Origin of the sequence: Bacillus sp. EU55 (assembly GCF_038005925.1) — a bacterium.
Taxonomy (GTDB): domain Bacteria; phylum Bacillota; class Bacilli; order Bacillales; family Bacillaceae; genus Bacillus; species Bacillus velezensis.
On record NZ_JBBOUE010000001.1, the window covers coordinates 424078 to 444630 of the forward strand.

Here is a 20553-nt window from a genome sequence, read left to right on the forward strand (position 1 = left end):
ATGAAAAAACATATGAGAGACATGAGCCCCGAAGAAATCAGACAGCTGATCAGGAAGGGGCAGATGACCGGGCCGACGGCGGGGGTGGCCGCTTCTTACGCACAAGCCAATCTCGTCGTTTTGCAAAAGGATCTTGCCTTTGATTTTCTCTTATTCTGCCAGCGCAATCAAAAGCCTTGTCCGGTGCTTGACGTGACGGATGCGGGTTCACCCGTTCCGGCAATAGCGGCGCCGGGAGCTGATATCCGGACGGACTTGCCGAAATACAGGATTTATCGGCATGGCGTGCTTACTGAAGAGGTAACGGATATTACGCCGTATTGGAAGGATGATGATGTCGGGTTTTTGATCGGCTGCAGTTTTTCATTCGAGCAAGCCCTTATCAATCAGCAAATTCCAATCAGGCACATCGATGAGGGTTTGAATGTCCCCATGTATAAAACAGACATTGACTGTGTTCCCGCCGGCCCGTTTTCGGGAAAGATGGTCGTCAGCATGAGACCGATTCCGGAAAGGCTTGCAGTCCGCGCGGCGCAGGTCACGTCACGTTTTCCCGCCGTGCACGGCGCCCCCGTCCGCATCGGAAATCCGCAAAGCATCGGCATCAGCGATTTGCATCAGCCGGATTTCGGAGATGCCGTAACGGTGCGGGAAGGTGAAGTTCCCGTATTCTGGGCTTGCGGCGTTACACCCCAGGCGGTGATCATGGAAGCAAAGCCTGACATCGTAATAACACATTCACCGGGGCACATGCTGATCACCGATATACGAAATTAATCGCTTGCTGTCCTGTAAAGTGAGAAAGAATACAACGAGGTGATGACAATGATGCAGTATAGCGGAAATACAGCGCTTGATATACAGCCGTACGGTGATTCCGCCGTTATCATCCGCTTTGGCGGGCACATCAGCGAAGAGGTCAACAGCCGGGTGCATGCGGCGGCAGCCTGTATGGAAGAACGGCCGTTTCCGGGCTTCGTTGAATGTATTCCGGCATTCACAAGCTTAACGATCTTTTATGATATGTATGCCGTCTCAAACATAAAAAAAGGCGTCTCTCCTTTTGCCCTGGTCAAGAAAGAAGTGACAGAACGTCTCAGTCATATAATGACCGACCGCCAGGAAGAGCGCCGGGTGATGGAAATCCCCGTTTGCTACGGCGGTGATTTCGGTCCCGATTTAGAAGAGGTCGCTGAGATGAACGATCTGACCCCGGAAGACGTCATCCGCATTCATACTGAAGGCGAATATCTCGTTTATATGCTCGGATTTGCGCCGGGATTTCCGTTTTTAGGAGGAATGTCTGAGCGGATCAGAGCGCCGAGAAAGGCGTCGCCAAGGCCGTCCATCCCGGCCGGTTCAGTAGGAATCGCGGGAATGCAGACCGGTGTGTATCCGATATCCACTCCCGGCGGCTGGCAGCTGATCGGCAGCACCCCGCTCCGGCTTTTCAGGCCGGAAGAACATCCGCCGAGTCTTTTGAAAGCGGGCGATACGGTGAAATTCGTCCGGATCACGGCAGAGGAGTACAGCCGCATCAAGGAGGGAGCCGAATGAGTATGAAAGTGGTAAAACCCGGTCTCTTGACGACGGTTCAGGACACGGGGCGGACGGGGTATCAGAAATACGGTGTACTGGGAAGCGGCGCAATGGATACGATCTCTCTGCGCATCGCCAATCTTCTTGCCGGAAATCAAGAAAAAGAGGCGGGGCTGGAAATTACGCTTATGGGGCCCGGGCCTTCCTTTGAATTTTCAGAACCTGCGGTTATTGCCGTCACGGGAGCTGATTTCGCCCTTCATATTAATGGGGAGCCCGCCCCTCTGTGGAAACCGGTTTTGATAAAGGAAAACAGCGTCGTCTCGTTCGGGCCGTGCAAGATGGGGAGCCGCGCTTATCTCGCCGTCGCGGGGGGATTTGACGTGCCCGCCGTCATGGAAAGCAAAAGCACGTATGTCAGAGCGGGGATCGGGGGCTTTTGCGGAAGAGCGCTCCAAAAAGATGATGAGCTGCCGCTCGGCCGTATGACGCCATGTTCGGAATCAATCGCGTACCGTCTGAGCGATTCTTTCGGACAGCATGGTTTCTCAGCGCCTGATTGGTCTGTCAGCAGCAGGGGATTTCTGCCGCTGAAAAAAAATCCGGTCATACGAGTGCTTGAAGGCGCTCAATTTCACGCTTTTACAGAAGAAGCAAAATTGCGTTTTTATCAAGAGTCATATACGGTCACGCCTCAATCCGACCGAATGGGCTACCGGCTGAAGGGCGCTCCGCTTGAATTGCGGGAGCCGCTGGAGATGGTATCTGAGGCCGTGACGTTCGGAACGGTGCAGGTGCCGCCGGACGGCAATCCGATTATTCTGCTGGCTGACAGACAGACGACGGGGGGCTATCCGCGGATGGCGCATATCATATCCGCCGATCTTCCTCTCGTCTCCCAAACGATGCCGGGGGAACATATCACGTTCCGGGCCGTTTCGCTGGAGGAAGCGGAAATGCTGCTTTTGGAGAAGGAACAGCAGCTGAAGGAGCTGAAAGCAAGGCTCAAAATGGAATGGCTGATCTGACAAAGGGGCTAAAGACCATGGAAAACAAAAACAAAACCGTTATCAAATCAATGGAACTGCTTCATTTGTTTCTGACTGAACCGAGTCTGAGCTTAAATGAGCTGGTTTCTCTATCGGAAATGCCGAAGACCTCGGTTCACCGGATGGCAAGCTCACTGGAGGAAACGGGGTTTCTCACCCGGGCGGCGGACGGCCGTTATCAGCTTGGTCTGATCTTTTTACAATTCGGCCAGCTCGTCTCTGAACGTCTGGATATCAGGAAAATAGCCAAGCCGATTATGGAAGAGCTGTGCGGCGAAGTGGATGAGGCCGTTCAGCTGATCATGAGGGACGGAGATGAAGCCATTTACGTCGAGAAAATTGAAGGCACCCAAACCGTCCGCCTGTATACGGCAATCGGCCGCCGGTCGCCGCTGTACGCGGGAGCGTGCGCCAGAAGCATTCTATCGTTTCTGCCAAAAGAGGAGATTGACACATACATTCAGAAGACAAAGCTTGCCGCAATCGCCTCAGGCACGATGACGGATCGGGCTGAACTTCTTCAATCCATTGAAAGATCCTTGCAATCAGGGTATACGATCAGCTATTCGGAATTAGAAGATTACACGGCGGCGATCGGAGCGCCGATTTTCAATCACGAAGGTAAGGTGGCTGCCGGAATCAGCATCGCCGGCTTCGAAGCCCGGTTTTCAGAGGACAGGCTGCCATATTTAACCGAAAAGGTCAAAAACGCAGCACAGCATATTTCTGAGAAATTGGGTTATTGACCGAGCCAATTTTTCTTCACTCGCGTACATTACAATATCGATAGTAACGAGTGGAGGAAAGTAAATGGGACTTGTTTATACGGCGCTGGGGGATTCTTTGACGACGGGGAGGGGGGCCGGACCGTTTTCCGCCGGTTTTGTCCAGCGGTTCGGGCGTATGCTGGCAGAAGATTTACAGACAAGAACTGACGTATCCATCTTTGCCAAATCAGGCCTTGAGACGGGAGAAATTCTCGGGCTTATGTCCTTGCCGTACATTCAGAGGCGGATTCAGGCTGCTGATATGATTACGATTACAGGCTGCGGCAACGATTTGATCGATTCGGTTCAGGCATATCAGCAAACATCGGACGCTTCGGTGTTCACCAGCGTGTCCAGTCACTGCCATGAGAACTTTGAAAAGATGATAGCCAAGATCGCTGCCTTAAAAGGACCGCACCCGTCTCCTTATGAGATCCGCGTCTTTAATTTATACAATCCTTTCCCGGGAATCTCCATTGCAGAAAAATGGATATCCTCTTATAATGCGCACCTCAGCACACTCGCATCGGCGCCGCACGTCAAAATCGCCGACGTCCACAGCGCTTTCAAAGGAAAAATGAATGAATATCTCTCTCATGACCGCGTACACCCCAACAGCAAGGGATATGAAGTCATGGCATGCGTCCTGCGGGGGCTCGGATACGGAAGCCTCGCCCGCTCATAACGCGCGCTCCTTTTCATCGGGAGCGCGCTTGTCGTGCTCCTTAAAACAAACTTAAAATTGTCCGACTTTCGTTCTATCCGCGCAAAAAATACGCTAGAATAATGGGGGATAAAGACAGAAATAGAATTGTGTTCAAAAAATGATAACAGAAAGGATGGATTGCTTTGCTGCGCGCCTTAAAACTATCACTCGCGATGCTGATTATTATACTTGCGGCCGCCGCATTTACGTATGCGGAACATACCTCTGTCATACAGCCGGTTATGCTCGTGTTTCTCGGTGCGGTCATGTTCATTCAGGGGCTGGAGGAAAAACGGAAAGAAAACGACGGTTCCGGGAAATTCAATATCTATACCGCCGTTTTTGTATGGTCAATCTCCTTAATCGGTTTTACGCTTCACGCGATCTGAGTCTGATAGATCCTGAAAATGCTCCACAACGGGAAATGGTGAATAAAAACGGTGCAGTAAGGCTTTCCATTCCTGATATTCCGGCGATCCGCGAAAGCCTTTTGTATGATCTTCCAATGTCTCCCATTCCACAAGCAGTAAATATTTATGCGTCTTTTCCATACATTTGGACAAGGAATGGGACAGATAACCTTTCATGCCCGCTATAATCGGCTCCGCCCGGCGGAATGCCTCTTCGAATTCCCCCTCAAGACCTTCTTTTACATACAGCATGGCTGCTTCTCTGATCATCTGAAATTCCCCCTTTTTTTAATAGATACATTGTATAAGAATATGGCCCGTGACGGCAGGAAAAACAAAAAAATTTTAAACAATATGAGAAAAAAATCCTTGCCAGCCTGATTTGGTTTAGGAGAAAATAACAGTTGGAAGGCAGGGGAATAGACAGTGAAAAAAGGGTTATACCTATTACTTTTACTCGCAGGAATCATAGGTTTGATCGGCTGCTCAAAAACGGAATCGGCCGAAGACAGAATGAAAGATTTCGTAAAAGACTGGAACGGCGGTCATTACGATAAGATGTACCAAAGCCTCACCCAGGATGAAAAGAAAAAGCTATCCAAAAAGGATTTTGTAAAACGATATGAAACCATTTATGAACAAGCAGGGGTCAAAAATCTGAAAGTCACTGCCGAAAAACAGGACGAAGACGACAAGAAAAAAGATGACCTCCAGCACATCGATTATAAAGTCAGCATGGATACAAAAGCAGGGAAGGTCGCTTTTGAAAACACGGCCGTCCTGAAAAAAGAAAAAACAGACGATGGAGAATCATGGAACATCGACTGGAATCCTTCTTTTATTTTCAAACAGCTTTCCGATGACAAAACCGTGCAGATCGCAAATGAAGAACCGAAGCGCGGACAAATTTACGACAAAGACGGAAAAGGTCTCGCCGTGAATACCGAGGTGCCGGAAATCGGCATTATCCCTGGAAAACTCGGCAAGGATAAAGACAGCGTGATCAAAAAACTGTCTGAAAAACTGGACCTTTCTGAAGACGATATCAAAAGCAAACTGAACCAGGGCTGGGTAAAAGACGACTCCTATGTCCCGCTTCAAAAAATCAGACCGGATGATGAAAGCAAGGTCAAAAGCCTGCTCGCATTAGACGGCGTGACGAAAACGAAAGTCAGCTCCCGCTACTATCCGTACGGCGAAAAAGCGGCCCATCTGACCGGTTATATTAAAACCATCACAGCGGAGCAGCTGAAAAAAGCGAAAGACGGCCAATACAGCGATACTTCCAAAATCGGCATCGCCGGCCTTGAGAATGTATATGAAGACAAGCTCCGCGGCACGACCGGCTGGAAAATTTACGTCCCGCAAACAGGTGAGGTCATTGCAGAAAAGAAAGCCGAAAGCGGGCAGGATATTCATGTAACGATTGACATGAAAACGCAGACGAAGCTGTATGATTCTATGAAAGATGACAGCGGAGCGGCAGTCGCCCTCGAACCGCAAACGGGAGAGACCCTCGCGCTCGTCAGCGCACCGTCTTATGACCCGAACGGCTTTATTTTCGGCTGGAGCGGCAAAGAATGGAAAAAGCTGAATGAAGATAAAAACAATCCGTTTTCAGCGAAATTCAACAAACTTTATGCGCCGGGATCAACGATTAAACCGATTGCCGCGGCAGTCGGCCTGACAAACGGCACATTGAAAGCGTCAGAAAAGAAAAAAATCACCGGAAAAGAGTGGCAGAAAGATTCAAGCTGGGGCGGTTACCATGTCACACGCGTATCAGAGCGCCTGAATGAAGTGGATCTCGAAAACGCGCTGATCACATCGGACAACATCTACTTTGCGCAAAATGCCATAGATGCCGGAGCGGACGCGTTTACAAAAGGATTAAAAACATTTGGCTTTGATGAAGAGATTCCGTACCAATTTCCGATTGAAAAGTCTTCAATCGCTAACGGCAAGCTTGATTCCGAGATCCTTCTCGGAGATACGGGCTACGGCCAGGGGCAGATGCTGATGTCTCCGCTGCACTTAGCGGCTGACTATACCGCATTTGTAACAGACGGAAATCTCGTCAAACCGACATTGATCAAAGACGGAGAAAAAACACCGCAAATCTGGCATAAGCAAGTGGTGTCGGAAGCCAATGCCGAAGAAATCACAAAAGGGCTGAGAGGCGTCGTTGAAGATCCGCGCGGCTCTGCATATCAGCCGGCCGTAAGCGGCATTACCGTAGCCGGGAAAACCGGTACAGCCGAGCTGAAAACGTCTAAAGAAGATAAAGACGGCAAAGAAAACGGCTGGTTTGTCGGTTACGATTATAAAAAGAAAGACCTCTTGATCGCGATGATGATTCAAGACGTCAAAAAACGCGGCGGAAGCCATTACGTCGTTGAAAAAGCGAAAAAGCAGTTTCAGAATCATTAAATGACGATTTTTTGCGGGCTGAAAGGAAAATCGGCCGCCGAAGCAGAATGAAACAGCATGGGCAATTCCTGAAAACAGAGATACAAGAGGCTCTAAGAAAAAGGGGGATTTCACATGCAGCGCATTCAATTGGCTGAAGACCTGGAATTTTCAAGAGTGATACACGGGCTTTGGCGTCTGAACGAATGGAATGTTTCAGACGGAGAGCTGCTGAATCTGATTGAATGGTGTATCAGCCAAGGCATCACCACCTTCGACCATGCCGATATATACGGCGGTTATACGTGTGAAAAGCTGTTCGGCGGCGCTTTGTCCCTTTCGCCTTCAATAAGGGAGCGAATCGAAATCGTCACAAAATGCGGGATTGTCATTGAATCACCGGAACGGCCCGGAAACAAGTCGCATCATTATAATACGTCGAAGTCTCACATTTTAGCGTCGGCGGAGCAGTCGCTTTTGAATCTGAATACGGATTATCTGGATGTGCTGCTCATTCACAGACCGGACCCGCTTATGGACCCGGAGGCGGTGGCTGAAGCGTTTCACGCGATGAAAAGCTCGGGAAAGGTCAGATATTTCGGGGTGTCGAATTTTAAAGCGCACCAGTACAGAATGCTCGAATCCTATTTGGATGATCCGCTCATCACAAACCAAATTGAAATCTCGGCGTACGAGCTGGAAAATATTCATGACGGCACGCTGGATTTCTGTCAGGAAAAACGCATTCCGCCGATGGCGTGGTCACCGCTTGCGGGCGGGAGCGTCTTTACCGGACAATCAGATAAGGACGTCCGTATCCGTGCCGCGCTTCGATCCGTACAGGAAGAAATCGGCGCCGCTTCCATTGACGAAGTCATGTACGCATGGCTGTTCACTCACCCGGCGGACATCATGCCGATTGTCGGCAGCGGAAAAGAGAACCGCATTTCCGCCGCGGTGCGTGCATCCGCGTACAAACTCAGCCATGATCAGTGGTTCCGGATTTATACCGGTGTCCAAGGCTGCGATATTCCATAAACAGAACAAACGCCCGGAAGCTATCTTCCGGGCGTTTGTTTATGTGGTGTGCAATGTCTAAAAATAAGTAAGGTCACTTTGAAGTATAGCCGTGCGGACCAAGAGTAACAAGCGTCATGGCATATTATCTGACACATTTTTCTTTTTCAATACTGTCACACGGCCCAGTGCCAAATTGCCATTTGAAAATGGTTGAATAATCATTGAAAGCGTTTTATATTATAACTTACACCACTTTCCCCGGCAGCACTCCCCATATGCCATACTTCTCACAACTAGAAAATCTGGAGGCGCGTTTCATGTATATGACAGCGAGAGAACAAAAATTAATGAAACATCTATTACTGCAGAACCGGTACGAGACAGTGCATGAACTGGCGGAAGCTTTACAAGTCAGCACAAGAACCGTTCACCGCGAGTTGAAAACAATCAAACCGATGATGGAATCATTCGGTCTGGCACTTGATAAACAGCCCGGCAAAGGACTGAAAGCGGTAGGAAACCCGGAGGACAAACAAAAACTCCTGTCAGACCTGTCCTATGAACAGCATGAATACAGCGCTGAGGAGCGGAAACTTTTAATTCTATATTCACTATTAGAGTCTCAAGAGCCGATCAAGCTCTACAGTCTGGCGAACGAACTGCAAGTGACAAACGCGACGATCAGCTATGACCTGGATGAGCTGGAGACTTGGATTGCGCCCTTCGGCTTGACGCTGATCCGAAAAAGGGGCTTCGGCATTCAGCTGACGGGGCCGGAAAATGCGAAACGGAAAATCGTCGGCAATCTCATCGTCAACCGCCTTGATATTCAAAGCTTTTTGGAAGCGGTTGAATTGAATATTAAAGGAAAACCGGACGATGCTGAAAAAATGTTCGGCGTCGTAAATAAAGCGGAACTTTTGAAAATGGACCGGCTCTTAATTCAGCTCAAGGAAAAAATCGCGATCGCCTTATCTGACAGCTCATACATGGCGCTTGCGGTTCATTTAACCTTTGCGATGGACCGGATCAGGCTCGGAGAAACCATCACGATGGAGGCTTCGGAACTAAAAGCGCTGCAGCAGACGAGGGAGTACGGCTCTGCGCTGGAAATGGCAAAAGAGCTTGAAAAAGCGTTCGGCGTTTCAATTCCGGAAGCTGAGATCGGATATATCACCATTCATTTGCGGAGCGCCAACCGCAAATACAAAACGGAATTCAAACCGGAAGACATAGAGGTTGAAACGGCCTTGCAAACGAAGCAGCTGATCGGCTTCATTTCTGAAAAAATTAAAATTGATCTGACGGAAAATGGCTCTTTATACGACGGTTTAATCGCCCATCTCGAGCCTGCGATCAACCGGGTAAAAGAAAATATCGACATGTACAACCCGATGACCGAGCAAATTAAACGCGACTACTTTCTGCTGTACATGGCCGTAGAAGAAGGAATGGAAAAATTCTTTCCGGGGCTTCTTTTCTCTGATAATGAGATCGCTTTCATCGTTCTTCACTTCGGCTCCGCTTTGGAAATCAAACGGGAAGAAGCGAAGATCAAAGCGCTGATCGTCTGTTCAAGCGGCATCGGGTCGTCCAAAATGCTCGCATCCAGGCTGAAAAAAGAGCTTTCGGAAATCCGTTCCTTTGATATGTCTTCCCTCATCGAACTGAAGGACCGAGACACCGCTGCGTATGACATGATCGTATCCACTGTTCCGATCCCGTATGAAAACATTGATTACGTCATGGTCAGTCCGCTTTTAAACGAAGAAGACGCTGATCAGGTCAAGCAGTACATCAAAAGAAAAATTCCGCTGATTCATGACAAAAAAAGAAACGGTAAAAGAGAAGAGAAGCAGCCGGAGACGCCTGATATGCTGGAAGCGGCCGGCCGTATGGCGCATTACGCGGCGGTTATCCAAAGCGTGCTGCGGAACTTTTCGATCAAATCCATTGATTCAAACACGGCGTATGAGCTGTTTTTGAACCGTATGTTTGACATGCTGGAGCAAGAAGGATTGGTTCATAATGCCCAAAAAACCGCACAGCGCCTTGCTGAGCGTGAACGACAGGGCGGACTCGGCATTCCGGGAATGGCGATGGCCCTGTACCATCTCAAAAATGAAGAAATTGTCACGCCTTTTTTCAAAATTTATGATTTGACAGCTCCATGCAGTGTCAAAGGCATGGACGGAAATTCCCTGACCGCCGACCGCGCTTTGGTGATGATGGCGCCGGCTGATATGCCCGCTGAAGGGTCGGAAATACTAAGTGCGGTCAGCTCGGCCATTATCGAGTCTGAAGACAGTATAAAAGCCTTCCAGACGGAGGATGAGGCCGATTTATACAAACGTTTAAACAAGCTGTTTTATCATTTCATTCAGGAGAAAGGACAGCGGTAAACAGGAAGCGCACACCTCATGTGGGGTGTGTTTTTTTGTGCATGTATGAGGGTAAGGGGAAGGGAAGAAACTAAAAACACGGGACTATTGTATCATTCACTGATGGAATAGTTCTAAAACAAAATAGTTTTACAAGTTATATTTTTTGGTTTAAAATGGGTTGCGTGAGAAAGAAAATCTGACAGAGTTTTTTTGTGATTTATCATTATGGGAGATGAAAATATGGAGACATTACAGCATCTGATTCTGCATGACATTTCAAATAGCGAAGAGATCGAAGCTGTAAAAAGCGGTGCGTATACCCTGACCTACGCGGAATATCGAAAACGAATCAACCAGCTTGCACAAGCGCTTCTTGATAAAGGAATAAAAAAAGGCGACAGAGTGGCGATGCTTTGCAAAAACGGCCACGCGGCATCCATTGTCATGTTTGCGGCACTCGAAATCGGCGCGGTGGTTGTGCCGGTCAGCTGGCAATTAACACCTTACGAAATGAAAGGCATTTTAGCAGCCTGTGAACCGAAAGCTGTTTTTTACAGCACTGAATTTAAAGAGATCATGGAAGAAGTGCTTCCTGCGCTTGCATCTTCTCTTAAACTGAAGGTCGTAACAGGAACAGCTACGGAGACAACGCCTGAGTTTGACGCTTTATTGACAGGCTCCGGTGATACACCGGATGTCGAAACGGTGTCTGAAAACGATACGGCATTGCTGATGTTTACCTCAGGTACAACCGGCAATCCGAAACGCTGCATGATCACTCACGGCGGCATATACAACTACGTAAACGCGACATTGGCATACACGGGGAGAATGCAGCATGTCCGCTTCTTAGCATGCCATCCGAATTACCATACGAGCGCGATTATCTGCCAGATGGTCGGCACGATGAGCGGAACGACATTCATTATGACAGACAATCAGGACCCTGTGGAAAACTTGAAGCTCATCGAAAAAGAGAAAATTCAAACCGTGATGGCGCTGCCTGTCTATTACACATACCTGCTGAAAGCATGGGAAACGCATCAGACTGACATGTCTTCTATCGTTTATATGATGACGGGAGGCACAAAGGTGCCAAGCAGTCTGATCCAGCAGTATCTCGACATCGGCATCCCGCTCATGCACGGATACGGAAGCACGGAAGCGTGGGGCATCAGCTCTTGGAATCCGCAAATGGGAATGGATAAAGCCGCTTCCGCGGGTAAACCGATGGAAGAAGTGGACGTCCGCGTTGTAGATCCGGAAACAGGCGAAGTCCTTCCGCAAGGCTCAATCGGAGAAGTCGTTGTGACAAGTCCGTTTTTATTCAAAGGCTACGAAGGTAACGAAGAAGCGACACGAAAAGTGCTGAAAGACGGCTGGTTCCATACCGGCGATTCCGGCTATGTGGATGAAGACGGATTTATCTTTATCACCGGACGTTATAAAGATGTCATCATCTACGGCGGGGACAATATTTATCCCGACCAGATTGAAGAGGTCATTCAGCAAGTGCCGGGCATTCTCGAAACGGCGGTTGTCGGTATCCCTGATCCGCTCTACGGCGAAAAGCCGAAAGCGTTCATCGTGACAAACGGCAGAGAAGGCCTGACAGAAGAAGAAGTGACCCGATTCCTTCAAGAACGTCTTGCCGCCTTTAAAATTCCTGAAATTGAGTTCGTCAGCGAACTTCCGAAAAACAACCTTGGAAAAGTGAGAAAAGACGTGCTCCGCAAACAAGCGGTACGTTCATAATAGAAAAAAAAAACCCGGCTGCCGGGACTGACCCCTGTTTTTGAGACAGGGATCAAAACACCTTCATACAGCCAATTGCCGATATTGTATCGGCGATTGGCTGTTTAGTTTCGTTTGAATACGAATATTGTTATAATAATGAATGTATTCTATGGCAGTGCGTTCTACGATGGTCGTCGTAGTTCGATCAATGCTGTTAAGATAGAACGTTTCAGACTTTAGTGAGGAATGAAACGATTCGATGGAGGCATTATCAGCGGGCGTCCCTTTGCGGGACATGCTCATGGTAATGCCTTTTGTTTTAACAGCTTTCTGATACTCATAAGATGTATAAACAGAACCTTGGTCACTATGTAACACGCAGTTCTCTGGCAGTGCGGGCAGCTGATCAAGTGTGTGTAAGACAAAGTCTGTGTCCTGTCTATCGCCAATTGTAAAAGCAATCACTTCTCCATTGTATAAATCCAATATACTGGAAAGATACAATTGTTTCTGCCCATAAGGCAAATATGTGATATCCGTTACTAGCTTTTCCAGAGGGCGTTCAGACTGAAAGTTTCGATCCAATATATTCTCGGCCACGGCATATGGCTGCCCATCTTTCTTGCGCTTTTTCACCTTAACCCGGCATTGCCACTGATTCTTCTGCATAATGCGCTGAACCGTTTTATGATTCACACGCATTCCCTTTTTTAATATGGCTGTGATTTTCCGATAGCCATATCGAAACTTGTGTTCTCGGCACAACGTGCCGATTTGTTTTTCTAAATGGTATTTAGGGTTATCTTTCATCAGATTCTTCTTCCAACGATAATAAGATGCTCGTGAGATACCTAAATGAATACAGATATCCTGTATGGTCATTGTGCCGCGCAATGCTTCTACAAGCTCGACTGGCGTTTCGCTATCAGCTTCCTTTCCAATTCGTTGCACTTTTTTAAAACTTCATTCTGTTGTCTCAGATAACGATTTTCTGCCTGCAGTTTCTCTAATTCGGAAGAATACTCCGGGCCTTTTCCGTAAGTGTATTGCTTTCCGACAGGCTGTTCGAATCGATGTGTATCCCCAGTCTTATGCCATCTAACCCATGTCTGAACCTGTGTCTTATTCTTAATATTCAATTCCTGCATGATCTCTTTCATAGGCACGCCTGCCAATCTCATTTCTACAGCCTTCTGTTTCACTTCAACCGGATAACTCACTCTTGTCCCCATAGAAAAAACACCTCCAAGTCTAATTTCGGCTAACAATCATCCGTTTTCAAACTTGAAGGTGTTTTTTGTTTGTCTCATCTTATGGGGTCAGTCCCGCCAGCCGGGTTTTTTTCTTGCGTTCCATGTGAAACATTTTTCTCCGAAAACGTTTTGAACTGTCTCATTCATGTTTATCCAAAAGACAGCCGAGGTAGACAAGAAATATGAGATCGAACAAGAAGGAGGAACTTGACATGGAAAACTATCCGAAGGAATTCCCGGCGGAATCACAAAACCGCCAGCCGGGCATTGAGAGCGAAATGAATCCGGCGCCTGTTTATGAATACAAAGAATATAAAGGCGCTGATAAATTAAAAGGGAAAACCGCACTTATCACAGGGGGCGACAGCGGTATCGGACGCGCCGTAGCGGTTGCTTACGCGAAGGAAGGCGCAAATGTCGCGATCGTCTATTTTGATGAACACGATGATGCGAAAGATACAAAAAAACGAGTGGAAGAAGAAGGCGTAAAATGTCTGTTAATCCCCGGCGATGTCGGTGAGGAAGACTTTTGTAATGTAGCCGTTGAAAAAACGGTTGAAGAATTCGGGCGTCTTGATATTCTCGTGAATAACGCCGCGGAACAGCATCCGAAAGAAAGCATTAAAGACATCACAAGCGAGCAGCTTCACAGAACCTTTAAGACAAACTTTTACTCACAATTTTATTTGACTAAAAAAGCGATTGATTACATGAAGCCGGGCAGCGCGATCATCAATACGACATCCATTAATCCTTACACAGGCAATCCGCAGCTGATTGACTACACGGCTACGAAAGGCGCGATTAACGGTTTTACGAGATCCATGGCGCAAGCGCTCGTCAACGACGGTATCCGTGTCAACGCCGTGGCGCCGGGTCCGATCTGGACACCGCTTATTCCGGCGACATTCTCAGAAGAAACAGTCGCTTCCTTCGGTCAGACTACGCCGATGGGCCGGGCAGGCCAGCCTGTTGAACATGTCGGCTGCTATGTGCTCTTGGCCTCAGACGAATCATCTTATATGACCGGGCAGACGCTGCATGTCAACGGCGGCAAATTTGTAACCACATAAGGGGGCTGAAGCATGACGATATCGAAACATGACGTGAATGCATACTATCAAAAAGCGGGAATCGTTCTGACTGATGATGAAGTCGAAGACATTCAAATCATGGATTACGGCTTAGACAAGCTTGAGGAAACCGGGCTTCAGCTGTTTATTTACGTGAATACTGACCGCTACTGTTCGAAAGAATTGGTGCTCTTCCCGGGCCAGACGTGTCCGGAACACCGCCATCCGCCGGTCGGCGGCGAGAAGGGAAAACAAGAGACATTCCGCTGCCGCTGGGGGAAGGTGTACCTCTACGTAGAAGGTGAAAAGACAGAAAACCCAAACGTCCTCCCGCCGGAAGAAGACAAGGAATACTACACCGTCTGGCATGAGATTGTGCTTGAGCCGGGCGGACAATACACCATTCCGCCGGATACGAAACATTGGTTTCAAGCGGGAGAAGAAGGGGCGGTCATTACGGAAATGTCATCGACAAGCACGGATGATCACGATGTTTTCACCGACCCGCGCATTTAAGGATGAGGCTGCACGCCTCATCTTTTTTTGTATGGAAAAAAATGAATTTACCTGTATAATGGCTAATAAAGGAAAGAAGGTGTGGTCGTGTTTTCCTGTCAAATCCGGGAACATCTGACGATCAGATTGCTTGCCAAAGAAGATACGGACGAATTGTATTCTGTTATGAAGCGAAATCAAAACCATCTCAGCGAATGGCTCAGCTGGGCGGAAGAACTGGCTGATATCGATACGTACCGAGATGTGATCATCCCTGAATGGCGTTATAAATACGCGGAAGAGAATGGGTTTGACGCCGGAATTTTTGTGAAGGGCCGGTTTTGCGGCATGATCAGCATCCATAATGCCGATCCAGTCAATCAAAAAGCAGAGATCGGCTACTGGCTGGATCGAGAGCATGAAGGATTCGGCATTATCACCGCAAGCTGCCGGGCGGTCATCACCCATGCATTTCAGGATCTCGGCCTGAACCGCATCATGATCAGCGCGGCTGAAAAAAACACGAAAAGCAGGGCGGTGGCAGAACGGCTCGGATTTCAGAAAGAAGGACTGACGAGAGAAGGCATTTTCGTACAGGGCGCCTATCATGACACGGTGACCTACAGCATGCTGAAGCGGGAATGGAGCGAAGATCGGCAGAAGAGCACATTTCTTGGTTTAAATGTCTCCCCAATGTGGAAAAGTAACAGCGGAGACGTTAAAAAGGAGTGATTCTTCATGAATCAAAATGAAATCAAAGAAAAAGTGCTTGAAGTACTGGATCATCATAAAGTCGGTTCGCTTGCGACGGTAGAGCAAGGCAAACCGCATTCACGCTACATGACATTTTTCCATGACGGCTTAACGATTTACACGCCGACGAGCAAAGACACTCATAAAGCGGAAGAAATTGAAAACAATCCGAATGTTCATATTCTGTTAGGGTATGACTGTGAAGGATTCGGAGACGCTTATGTGGAAGTGGCCGGAACCGCCAAACTGAACAACTCAGCAGATTTAAAAGAAAAGCTGTGGGATCCGAAACTGGAACGCTGGTTTGACGGAAAAGACGATCCGAACCTGGTGATTCTTGAAATTGAACCGAAGCAGATCAAGCTCATGAACGCGGGTGAAAAAACGCCGGCCGAGCTGGAACTTTAAAAATCATTTGATCATTCAGGGGCAATCTGTTATACTTAATTGCTAAGTGACAACATGCAAATAAAAAAGAAAGTAAACTTCTTTTTTCTGTTTTGATATAGAAGCTTCAGGCTTCAACGGACAGCTTGAAAAAAAGCTGAGCTTATTCTTTTCCTTCTGACATTCGCCCCTAACGAAGAGATGGAAAAAAGACTTTTTGTTTTACAATTCACACCGGCGCGGCTTCGGAGCCGCAGTGACGATTGAGAGGTAGGGCTTTCGTTGTCTTGTGTTCAAGAACTTCCATGGTGTTTACTTTCGAAGAATGATTCTGTCGGAACTGTTAATACGAATCACCCGCGGGCTAAGGCGGGCAACCATATATTATTTATTTGCGTAAGAAAAGAATAAGACAAGACCGCGCCGGACATCCGGGCGGTTTTTTTATGCAACCGGCCGAAACCTCGCCGCAGTCTGCAGAGTCTAATCAGTAGAAAAGATTTGGAGGAATCATACATTGCACGTTATTACTTCACAAGTACTGTTTATCTTCTGTTTTCTGCTGCTGATACATTCGATTGAAACGCTTGCCTATGCAACACGGCTTTCCGGCGCGAGAGTCGGATTTATCGCGTCCGCGCTGTCATTATTTAATGTCATGGTCATCGTGTCGCGCATGTCAAACATGGTCCAGCAGCCGTTTACCGGACATCTGATTGATGCCGCCGGATCAAACGCCCTGTCTCTTGTGGGCGCCCAGTTTCGATTTTTAATATTCGGCTCCACGGTCGGAACGATGCTCGGCATCTGTCTTTTGCCGACATTCGTCGCGTTATTCTCCAGGGCGATTATACACTTGGCGGACGGAGGAGGCTCCGTCATGCAGGTATTTAAAAAAGGATTTTCACTGAACGGGCTGAAGCATGCGCGTTCTTATATCAGACTGCCGTCAGTCTCCTATTTAAAGGGGCTTCAATTCCGAATGATCCCGAAACGCTTGTTTGTCATTAATATGGTCATTACGTCTATTTACACGATCGGTGTTCTGTCCGCTCTGTACGCCGGCCTTCTGGCGCCTGAGCACAGCACGACCGCCGTGATGGCATCAGGCTTAATCAACGGAGTTGCGACTATGCTGTTGGCTGTGTTTGTTGACCCTAAAGTATCCGTACTGGCAGACGATGTGGCGAAGGGCAAGCGCAGCTACGTCTCCTTAAAATGGACATCATTGACGATGGTCACATCAAGGGTCGCGGGCACGCTTCTCGCCCAGCTCGTATTCATCCCCGGCGCTTATTATATCGCCTGGGTGACGAAATGGATGTAACGCATGAAAAAAGCTCCTCTGCAGAAGAGGAGCCTTTTTATTGATAATTTCTCAGGCCGCGATCATAAATAAAATTACCGAACGGAATAAAGGCCGCGATAAAACCGGCGGCTGACCATTTCACATGCCATTTGACAGTAAACGCCGCATACGCCAGCACCGCCAGATAAATGATAAACAAACCGCCGTGAATGGAACCGGCAATGGTGACGGCGAGCGGATGATGAGCCCAATACTTCAGCGGCATCGCGATAAACAGCAGCACCAAAAGCGACATTCCTTCAATAAACCCCATCGTGCGAAGTCTGCCGATAGGCGTGTGTAACATACAGCTCCCTCCTGTCGGACATCTTTTTTCCTCTATACTATAAGCAAAGGGCAGTCCTAATATGACCATTTCGCGTCTGTTCCTGAAAAAACCTTCATGATTTCAGCCTGTTGTTCTTGTCATTTTTCGGATTTCTCTTGATAATATAGCCAAAAGGGTAAGGAAGGACTACAGTCATGAAACTAGATAATGTGGATCTGAGCATCATAAAAGAGCTGCAGCGGGACAGCCGCCTGTCTATGCGGGAACTGGGCAGAAAAATCAAATTGTCAGCTCCGTCCGTCACAGAGCGTGTCAGACAGCTTGAATCCTTCGGCGTTATTAAGCGCTATACATTGGACATTGATCAAAAAAAGATCGGACTTCCCGTTTCCTGCATTGTCGAAGCGACGGTGAAAAACGGAAAATACGATCAATTCAAAACCTACATTCAATCCATTCCCAACATTGAATTTTGTTTTCGGGTCGCCGGCGCGGCGTGTTATATGCTGAAGATGAACGCGGACAGCCTGGAAACGATCGAACACTTCATTAACCGCACCTCTCCGTATGCCCAAACCGTGACCCACGTCATTTTCTCAGAAATTGACACAAAAAACGTCCTCGATTAGAGAGAGCGTGAGGAAGTCTGTTATAATAACAGGATGATTGTGAAAGAAAGAGAAGTGAAAAGCATGTCAAAAACAGTTGTATTAGCTGAAAAACCTTCAGTCGGCCGGGACTTGGCCCGCGTGCTGAAGTGTCATAAAAAAGGAAACGGATATCTTGAAGGCGACCGCTACATCGTCACATGGGCGCTCGGACATCTGGTAACGCTCGCTGACCCTGAAGGATACGGCAAAGAATTTCAATCATGGCGGCTTGAGGATCTGCCGATTATTCCGGAGCCTTTGAAGCTCGTCGTCATTAAAAAAACAGGAAAACAGTTCAATGCGGTCAAAGCTCAGCTTGTCCGAAAAGACGTCAGCCAGATCGTAATCGCTACAGACGCAGGACGGGAAGGGGAGCTTGTGGCCCGCTGGATTATCGAAAAGGCAAACGTCCGCAAACCGATCAAGCGGCTGTGGATTTCCTCTGTGACGGATAAGGCGATTAAAGAAGGATTCCAGAAGCTCCGCAGCGGCAAAGAGTACGAAAACCTGTATCATTCCGCGGTTGCCAGAGCGGAAGCGGATTGGATCGTCGGCATCAACGCGACCCGCGCCCTGACGACGAAATTTAACGCACAGCTGTCATGCGGACGCGTTCAGACTCCGACACTGGCGATGATCGCCAAGCGTGAAGCGGATATTCAGGCGTTCAAACCCGTTCCTTATTACGGTCTCCGCGCGGCGGCTGATCAGATGACGCTGACATGGCAGGATAAAAAAACAAAGCAGACAAGAACGTTCGATCAGACGGTGACCGGCCGTTTGACAAAAGATCTGCAAGGAAAGCCGGCAGTCATTTCAGAATTGAAAAAAACGGCGAAGAAAAGCTTCGCTCCCGGTCTTTACGACTTGACGGAATTGCAGCGGGACGCTCATAAGCGCTTCGGTTTTTCCGCAAAAGAGACGCTGTCCGTGCTTCAAAAGCTGTATGAACAGCATAAGCTTGTCACTTACCCGCGGACAGATTCCAGATTCCTTTCCGCAGACATCGTGCCGACTTTAAAAGACCGTTTAAACGGCATGGAAGTTAAGCCGTACGCACAGTACGTCAATCAAATACTGAAGCGGGGCGTCAAAGCGCATAAAGGATTCGTCAATGATGCGAAAGTATCGGATCACCATGCCATCATTCCGACAGAGGAGCCGCTGATCCTTTCAAGCCTCAGCGACAAAGAACGAAAGCTTTACGATCTGATTGCCAAACGTTTTCTCGCCGTGTTAATGCCGGCGTTCGAATACGAAGAAACAAAGGTTACAGCCGATATCGGCGGCGAAACATTTACCGCAAAAGGGAAAACGGTTCAATCGCCTGGCTGGAAAGCCGTGTATGATATGTACGAGGATGACGACGATCACGAGGAAGACAAAGACCAGACGCTCCCGGATCTTCAGCAGGGTCAGCGCCTCACTGTCTCATCATTGAAAGAAACGAGCGGACAGACGAAACCGCCGGCGCGCTTTAATGAAGGCACGCTGTTATCCGCAATGGAGAACCCAAGCGCCTTTATGCAGGGAGAAGAGAAGAACCTAGTGAAAACATTGGGTGAAACCGGCGGACTCGGAACAGTCGCCACCCGGGCTGATATCATTGAAAAACTGTTCAACAGTTTCTTAATCGAGAAAAAAGAAAAAGATATTTTCATTACGTCAAAAGGGAAGCAGCTCTTACAGCTCGTCCCGGAAGATTTAAAATCGCCGGCCTTAACCGCTGAGTGGGAGCAAAAGCTCTCCGCCATCGCAGCGGGCAAACTGAAATCCGCCGTGTTCATTAAAGACATGAAAACATATGCGGGCAAAACGGTGAAGGAAATCAAAAACAGCAGCCAAACTTTCAGACATGACAACATTTCAGGCACCGCCTGCCCTGATTGCGGCAAAATGATGCTTAAAGTCAACGGCAAACGCGGCACGATGCTCGTATGTCAGGATCGTGAGTGCGGCAGCCGGAAAACGCTGGCAAGAAAAACAAACGCCCGCTGTCCGAACTGTCATAAGAAAATGGAGCTTCGCGGCCAGGGCGAAGGCCAAACCTTCGCATGTGTATGCGGCCACCGGGAGAAACTGTCCGTCTTTGAAAAGCGCAAGGCGAAAGATAAATCCGGACGCGCATCCAAGCGGGACATCAACTCTTATATGAAAAGCCAAAACAAAGAGGAGCCGATGAACAACGCGCTGGCAGAACAGCTGAAAAAACTCGGCCTGGATAAATAGATCAGAGAAAGGCAGCATTTGTAACGAAATGCTGCCTTTTGTTGTGTTTTTAACT

20 protein-coding genes are annotated in these 20553 nt (G+C 48.2%); 17 read left to right on the top strand and 3 right to left on the bottom strand.

Translation table 11 applies throughout. The features are described from left to right. The 6 genes from NYE50_RS02115 (at position 1) to NYE50_RS02140 (ending at position 4450) form a co-directional block, all read left to right on the top strand. The gene (locus tag NYE50_RS02115; protein WP_159353785.1) at positions 1-777 is read left to right on the top strand and encodes a putative hydro-lyase; all 777 of its coding nucleotides are present in this window, start codon (positions 1-3) and stop codon (positions 775-777) included. Between the two features lie 48 nt (positions 778-825). Next, positions 826-1557: a 5-oxoprolinase subunit PxpB gene (gene pxpB / locus NYE50_RS02120; RefSeq protein WP_159353786.1), complete on the top strand. Its 732-nt coding sequence runs from the start codon at positions 826-828 to the stop codon at positions 1555-1557. Positions 1558-1559: 2 nt separating this feature from the next. Then, positions 1560-2567, top strand: a complete 1008-nt coding sequence (locus tag NYE50_RS02125; RefSeq protein ID WP_159354691.1) for a 5-oxoprolinase subunit C family protein — start codon at positions 1560-1562, stop codon at positions 2565-2567. A gap of 17 nt (positions 2568-2584) precedes the next feature. After that, positions 2585-3334, top strand: coding sequence for an IclR family transcriptional regulator (locus tag NYE50_RS02130; RefSeq protein WP_017419257.1), 750 nt, complete (start codon positions 2585-2587; stop codon positions 3332-3334). A gap of 64 nt (positions 3335-3398) precedes the next feature. Then, positions 3399-4040, top strand: a complete 642-nt coding sequence (locus tag NYE50_RS02135; protein ID WP_014416924.1) for a GDSL-type esterase/lipase family protein — start codon at positions 3399-3401, stop codon at positions 4038-4040. 194 nt (positions 4041-4234) lie between these two features. Beyond that, the gene (locus NYE50_RS02140) at positions 4235-4450 is read left to right on the top strand and encodes a YczI family protein (protein WP_369719110.1); all 216 of its coding nucleotides are present in this window, start codon (positions 4235-4237) and stop codon (positions 4448-4450) included. On the opposite strand, the gene NYE50_RS02145 is transcribed toward NYE50_RS02140, so the two are convergent. After that, positions 4421-4741, bottom strand: coding sequence for an antibiotic biosynthesis monooxygenase family protein (locus NYE50_RS02145; protein WP_003156282.1), 321 nt, complete (start codon positions 4739-4741; stop codon positions 4421-4423). The two genes, NYE50_RS02140 and NYE50_RS02145, sit on opposite strands and share 30 nt — an antisense overlap. A gap of 156 nt (positions 4742-4897) precedes the next feature. On the opposite strand from NYE50_RS02145, the gene NYE50_RS02150 reads away from it, so the two are divergent. The 4 genes from NYE50_RS02150 to NYE50_RS02165 all read left to right on the top strand — a co-directional run bounded on the left by NYE50_RS02150 (position 4898) and on the right by NYE50_RS02165 (position 12039). After that, positions 4898-6901, top strand: coding sequence for a penicillin-binding transpeptidase domain-containing protein (locus tag NYE50_RS02150; RefSeq protein WP_224988930.1), 2004 nt, complete (start codon positions 4898-4900; stop codon positions 6899-6901). A 114-nt stretch (positions 6902-7015) separates the two neighbouring features. After that, positions 7016-7918, top strand: coding sequence for an aldo/keto reductase (locus NYE50_RS02155; RefSeq protein WP_159353789.1), 903 nt, complete (start codon positions 7016-7018; stop codon positions 7916-7918). Positions 7919-8217: 299 nt separating this feature from the next. Continuing rightward, positions 8218-10302 carry a BglG family transcription antiterminator gene (locus NYE50_RS02160; RefSeq protein ID WP_159353790.1) on the top strand — a complete coding sequence of 695 codons (2085 nt, stop codon included), beginning with the start codon at positions 8218-8220 and terminating at the stop codon, positions 10300-10302. 222 nt (positions 10303-10524) lie between these two features. After that, positions 10525-12039, top strand: coding sequence for a class I adenylate-forming enzyme family protein (locus NYE50_RS02165; protein ID WP_159353791.1), 1515 nt, complete (start codon positions 10525-10527; stop codon positions 12037-12039). 63 nt (positions 12040-12102) lie between these two features. Here the strand turns inward: NYE50_RS02165 and NYE50_RS02170 are convergent. Further along, a protein-coding gene (locus NYE50_RS02170; RefSeq protein ID WP_099721935.1) for an IS3 family transposase occupies positions 12103-13253 on the bottom strand; the annotation gives its coding sequence in 2 pieces (ribosomal slippage) (positions 12103-12980 and positions 12980-13253; 1152 coding nt in all). Positions 13254-13486: 233 nt separating this feature from the next. Here NYE50_RS02170 and NYE50_RS02175 point away from each other — a divergent pair. The 5 genes from NYE50_RS02175 (at position 13487) to NYE50_RS02195 (ending at position 17309) form a co-directional block, all read left to right on the top strand. Next, on the top strand, positions 13487-14347 hold the full coding sequence (locus tag NYE50_RS02175) for an SDR family oxidoreductase (RefSeq protein WP_071181537.1): 861 nt from the start codon (positions 13487-13489) through the stop codon (positions 14345-14347). Positions 14348-14359: 12 nt separating this feature from the next. Next, positions 14360-14863 carry a D-lyxose/D-mannose family sugar isomerase gene (locus NYE50_RS02180; protein WP_061861863.1) on the top strand — a complete coding sequence of 168 codons (504 nt, stop codon included), beginning with the start codon at positions 14360-14362 and terminating at the stop codon, positions 14861-14863. Between the two features lie 87 nt (positions 14864-14950). After that, on the top strand, positions 14951-15574 hold the full coding sequence (locus NYE50_RS02185; RefSeq protein WP_022552606.1) for a GNAT family N-acetyltransferase: 624 nt from the start codon (positions 14951-14953) through the stop codon (positions 15572-15574). A 6-nt stretch (positions 15575-15580) separates the two neighbouring features. Further along, positions 15581-16003 carry a pyridoxamine 5'-phosphate oxidase family protein gene (locus NYE50_RS02190; RefSeq protein ID WP_003156270.1) on the top strand — a complete coding sequence of 141 codons (423 nt, stop codon included), beginning with the start codon at positions 15581-15583 and terminating at the stop codon, positions 16001-16003. A 496-nt stretch (positions 16004-16499) separates the two neighbouring features. Next, on the top strand, positions 16500-17309 hold the full coding sequence (locus tag NYE50_RS02195) for a lipid II flippase Amj family protein (RefSeq protein WP_012116831.1): 810 nt from the start codon (positions 16500-16502) through the stop codon (positions 17307-17309). A 37-nt stretch (positions 17310-17346) separates the two neighbouring features. Here NYE50_RS02195 and NYE50_RS02200 read toward each other — a convergent pair whose 3' ends face one another. Continuing rightward, the gene (locus NYE50_RS02200; protein WP_003156265.1) at positions 17347-17637 is read right to left on the bottom strand and encodes a DUF3817 domain-containing protein; all 291 of its coding nucleotides are present in this window, start codon (positions 17635-17637) and stop codon (positions 17347-17349) included. A 176-nt stretch (positions 17638-17813) separates the two neighbouring features. Here NYE50_RS02200 and NYE50_RS02205 point away from each other — a divergent pair, with 176 nt between their 5' ends. Continuing rightward, positions 17814-18248 (top strand): Lrp/AsnC family transcriptional regulator, encoded by a 435-nt coding sequence (locus NYE50_RS02205; RefSeq protein WP_007410180.1) that lies wholly within the window; start codon positions 17814-17816, stop codon positions 18246-18248. Positions 18249-18311: 63 nt separating this feature from the next. Continuing rightward, the gene (locus NYE50_RS02210) at positions 18312-20498 is read left to right on the top strand and encodes a DNA topoisomerase III (protein WP_094296448.1); all 2187 of its coding nucleotides are present in this window, start codon (positions 18312-18314) and stop codon (positions 20496-20498) included. Positions 20499-20553: the final 55 nt, after the last annotated feature.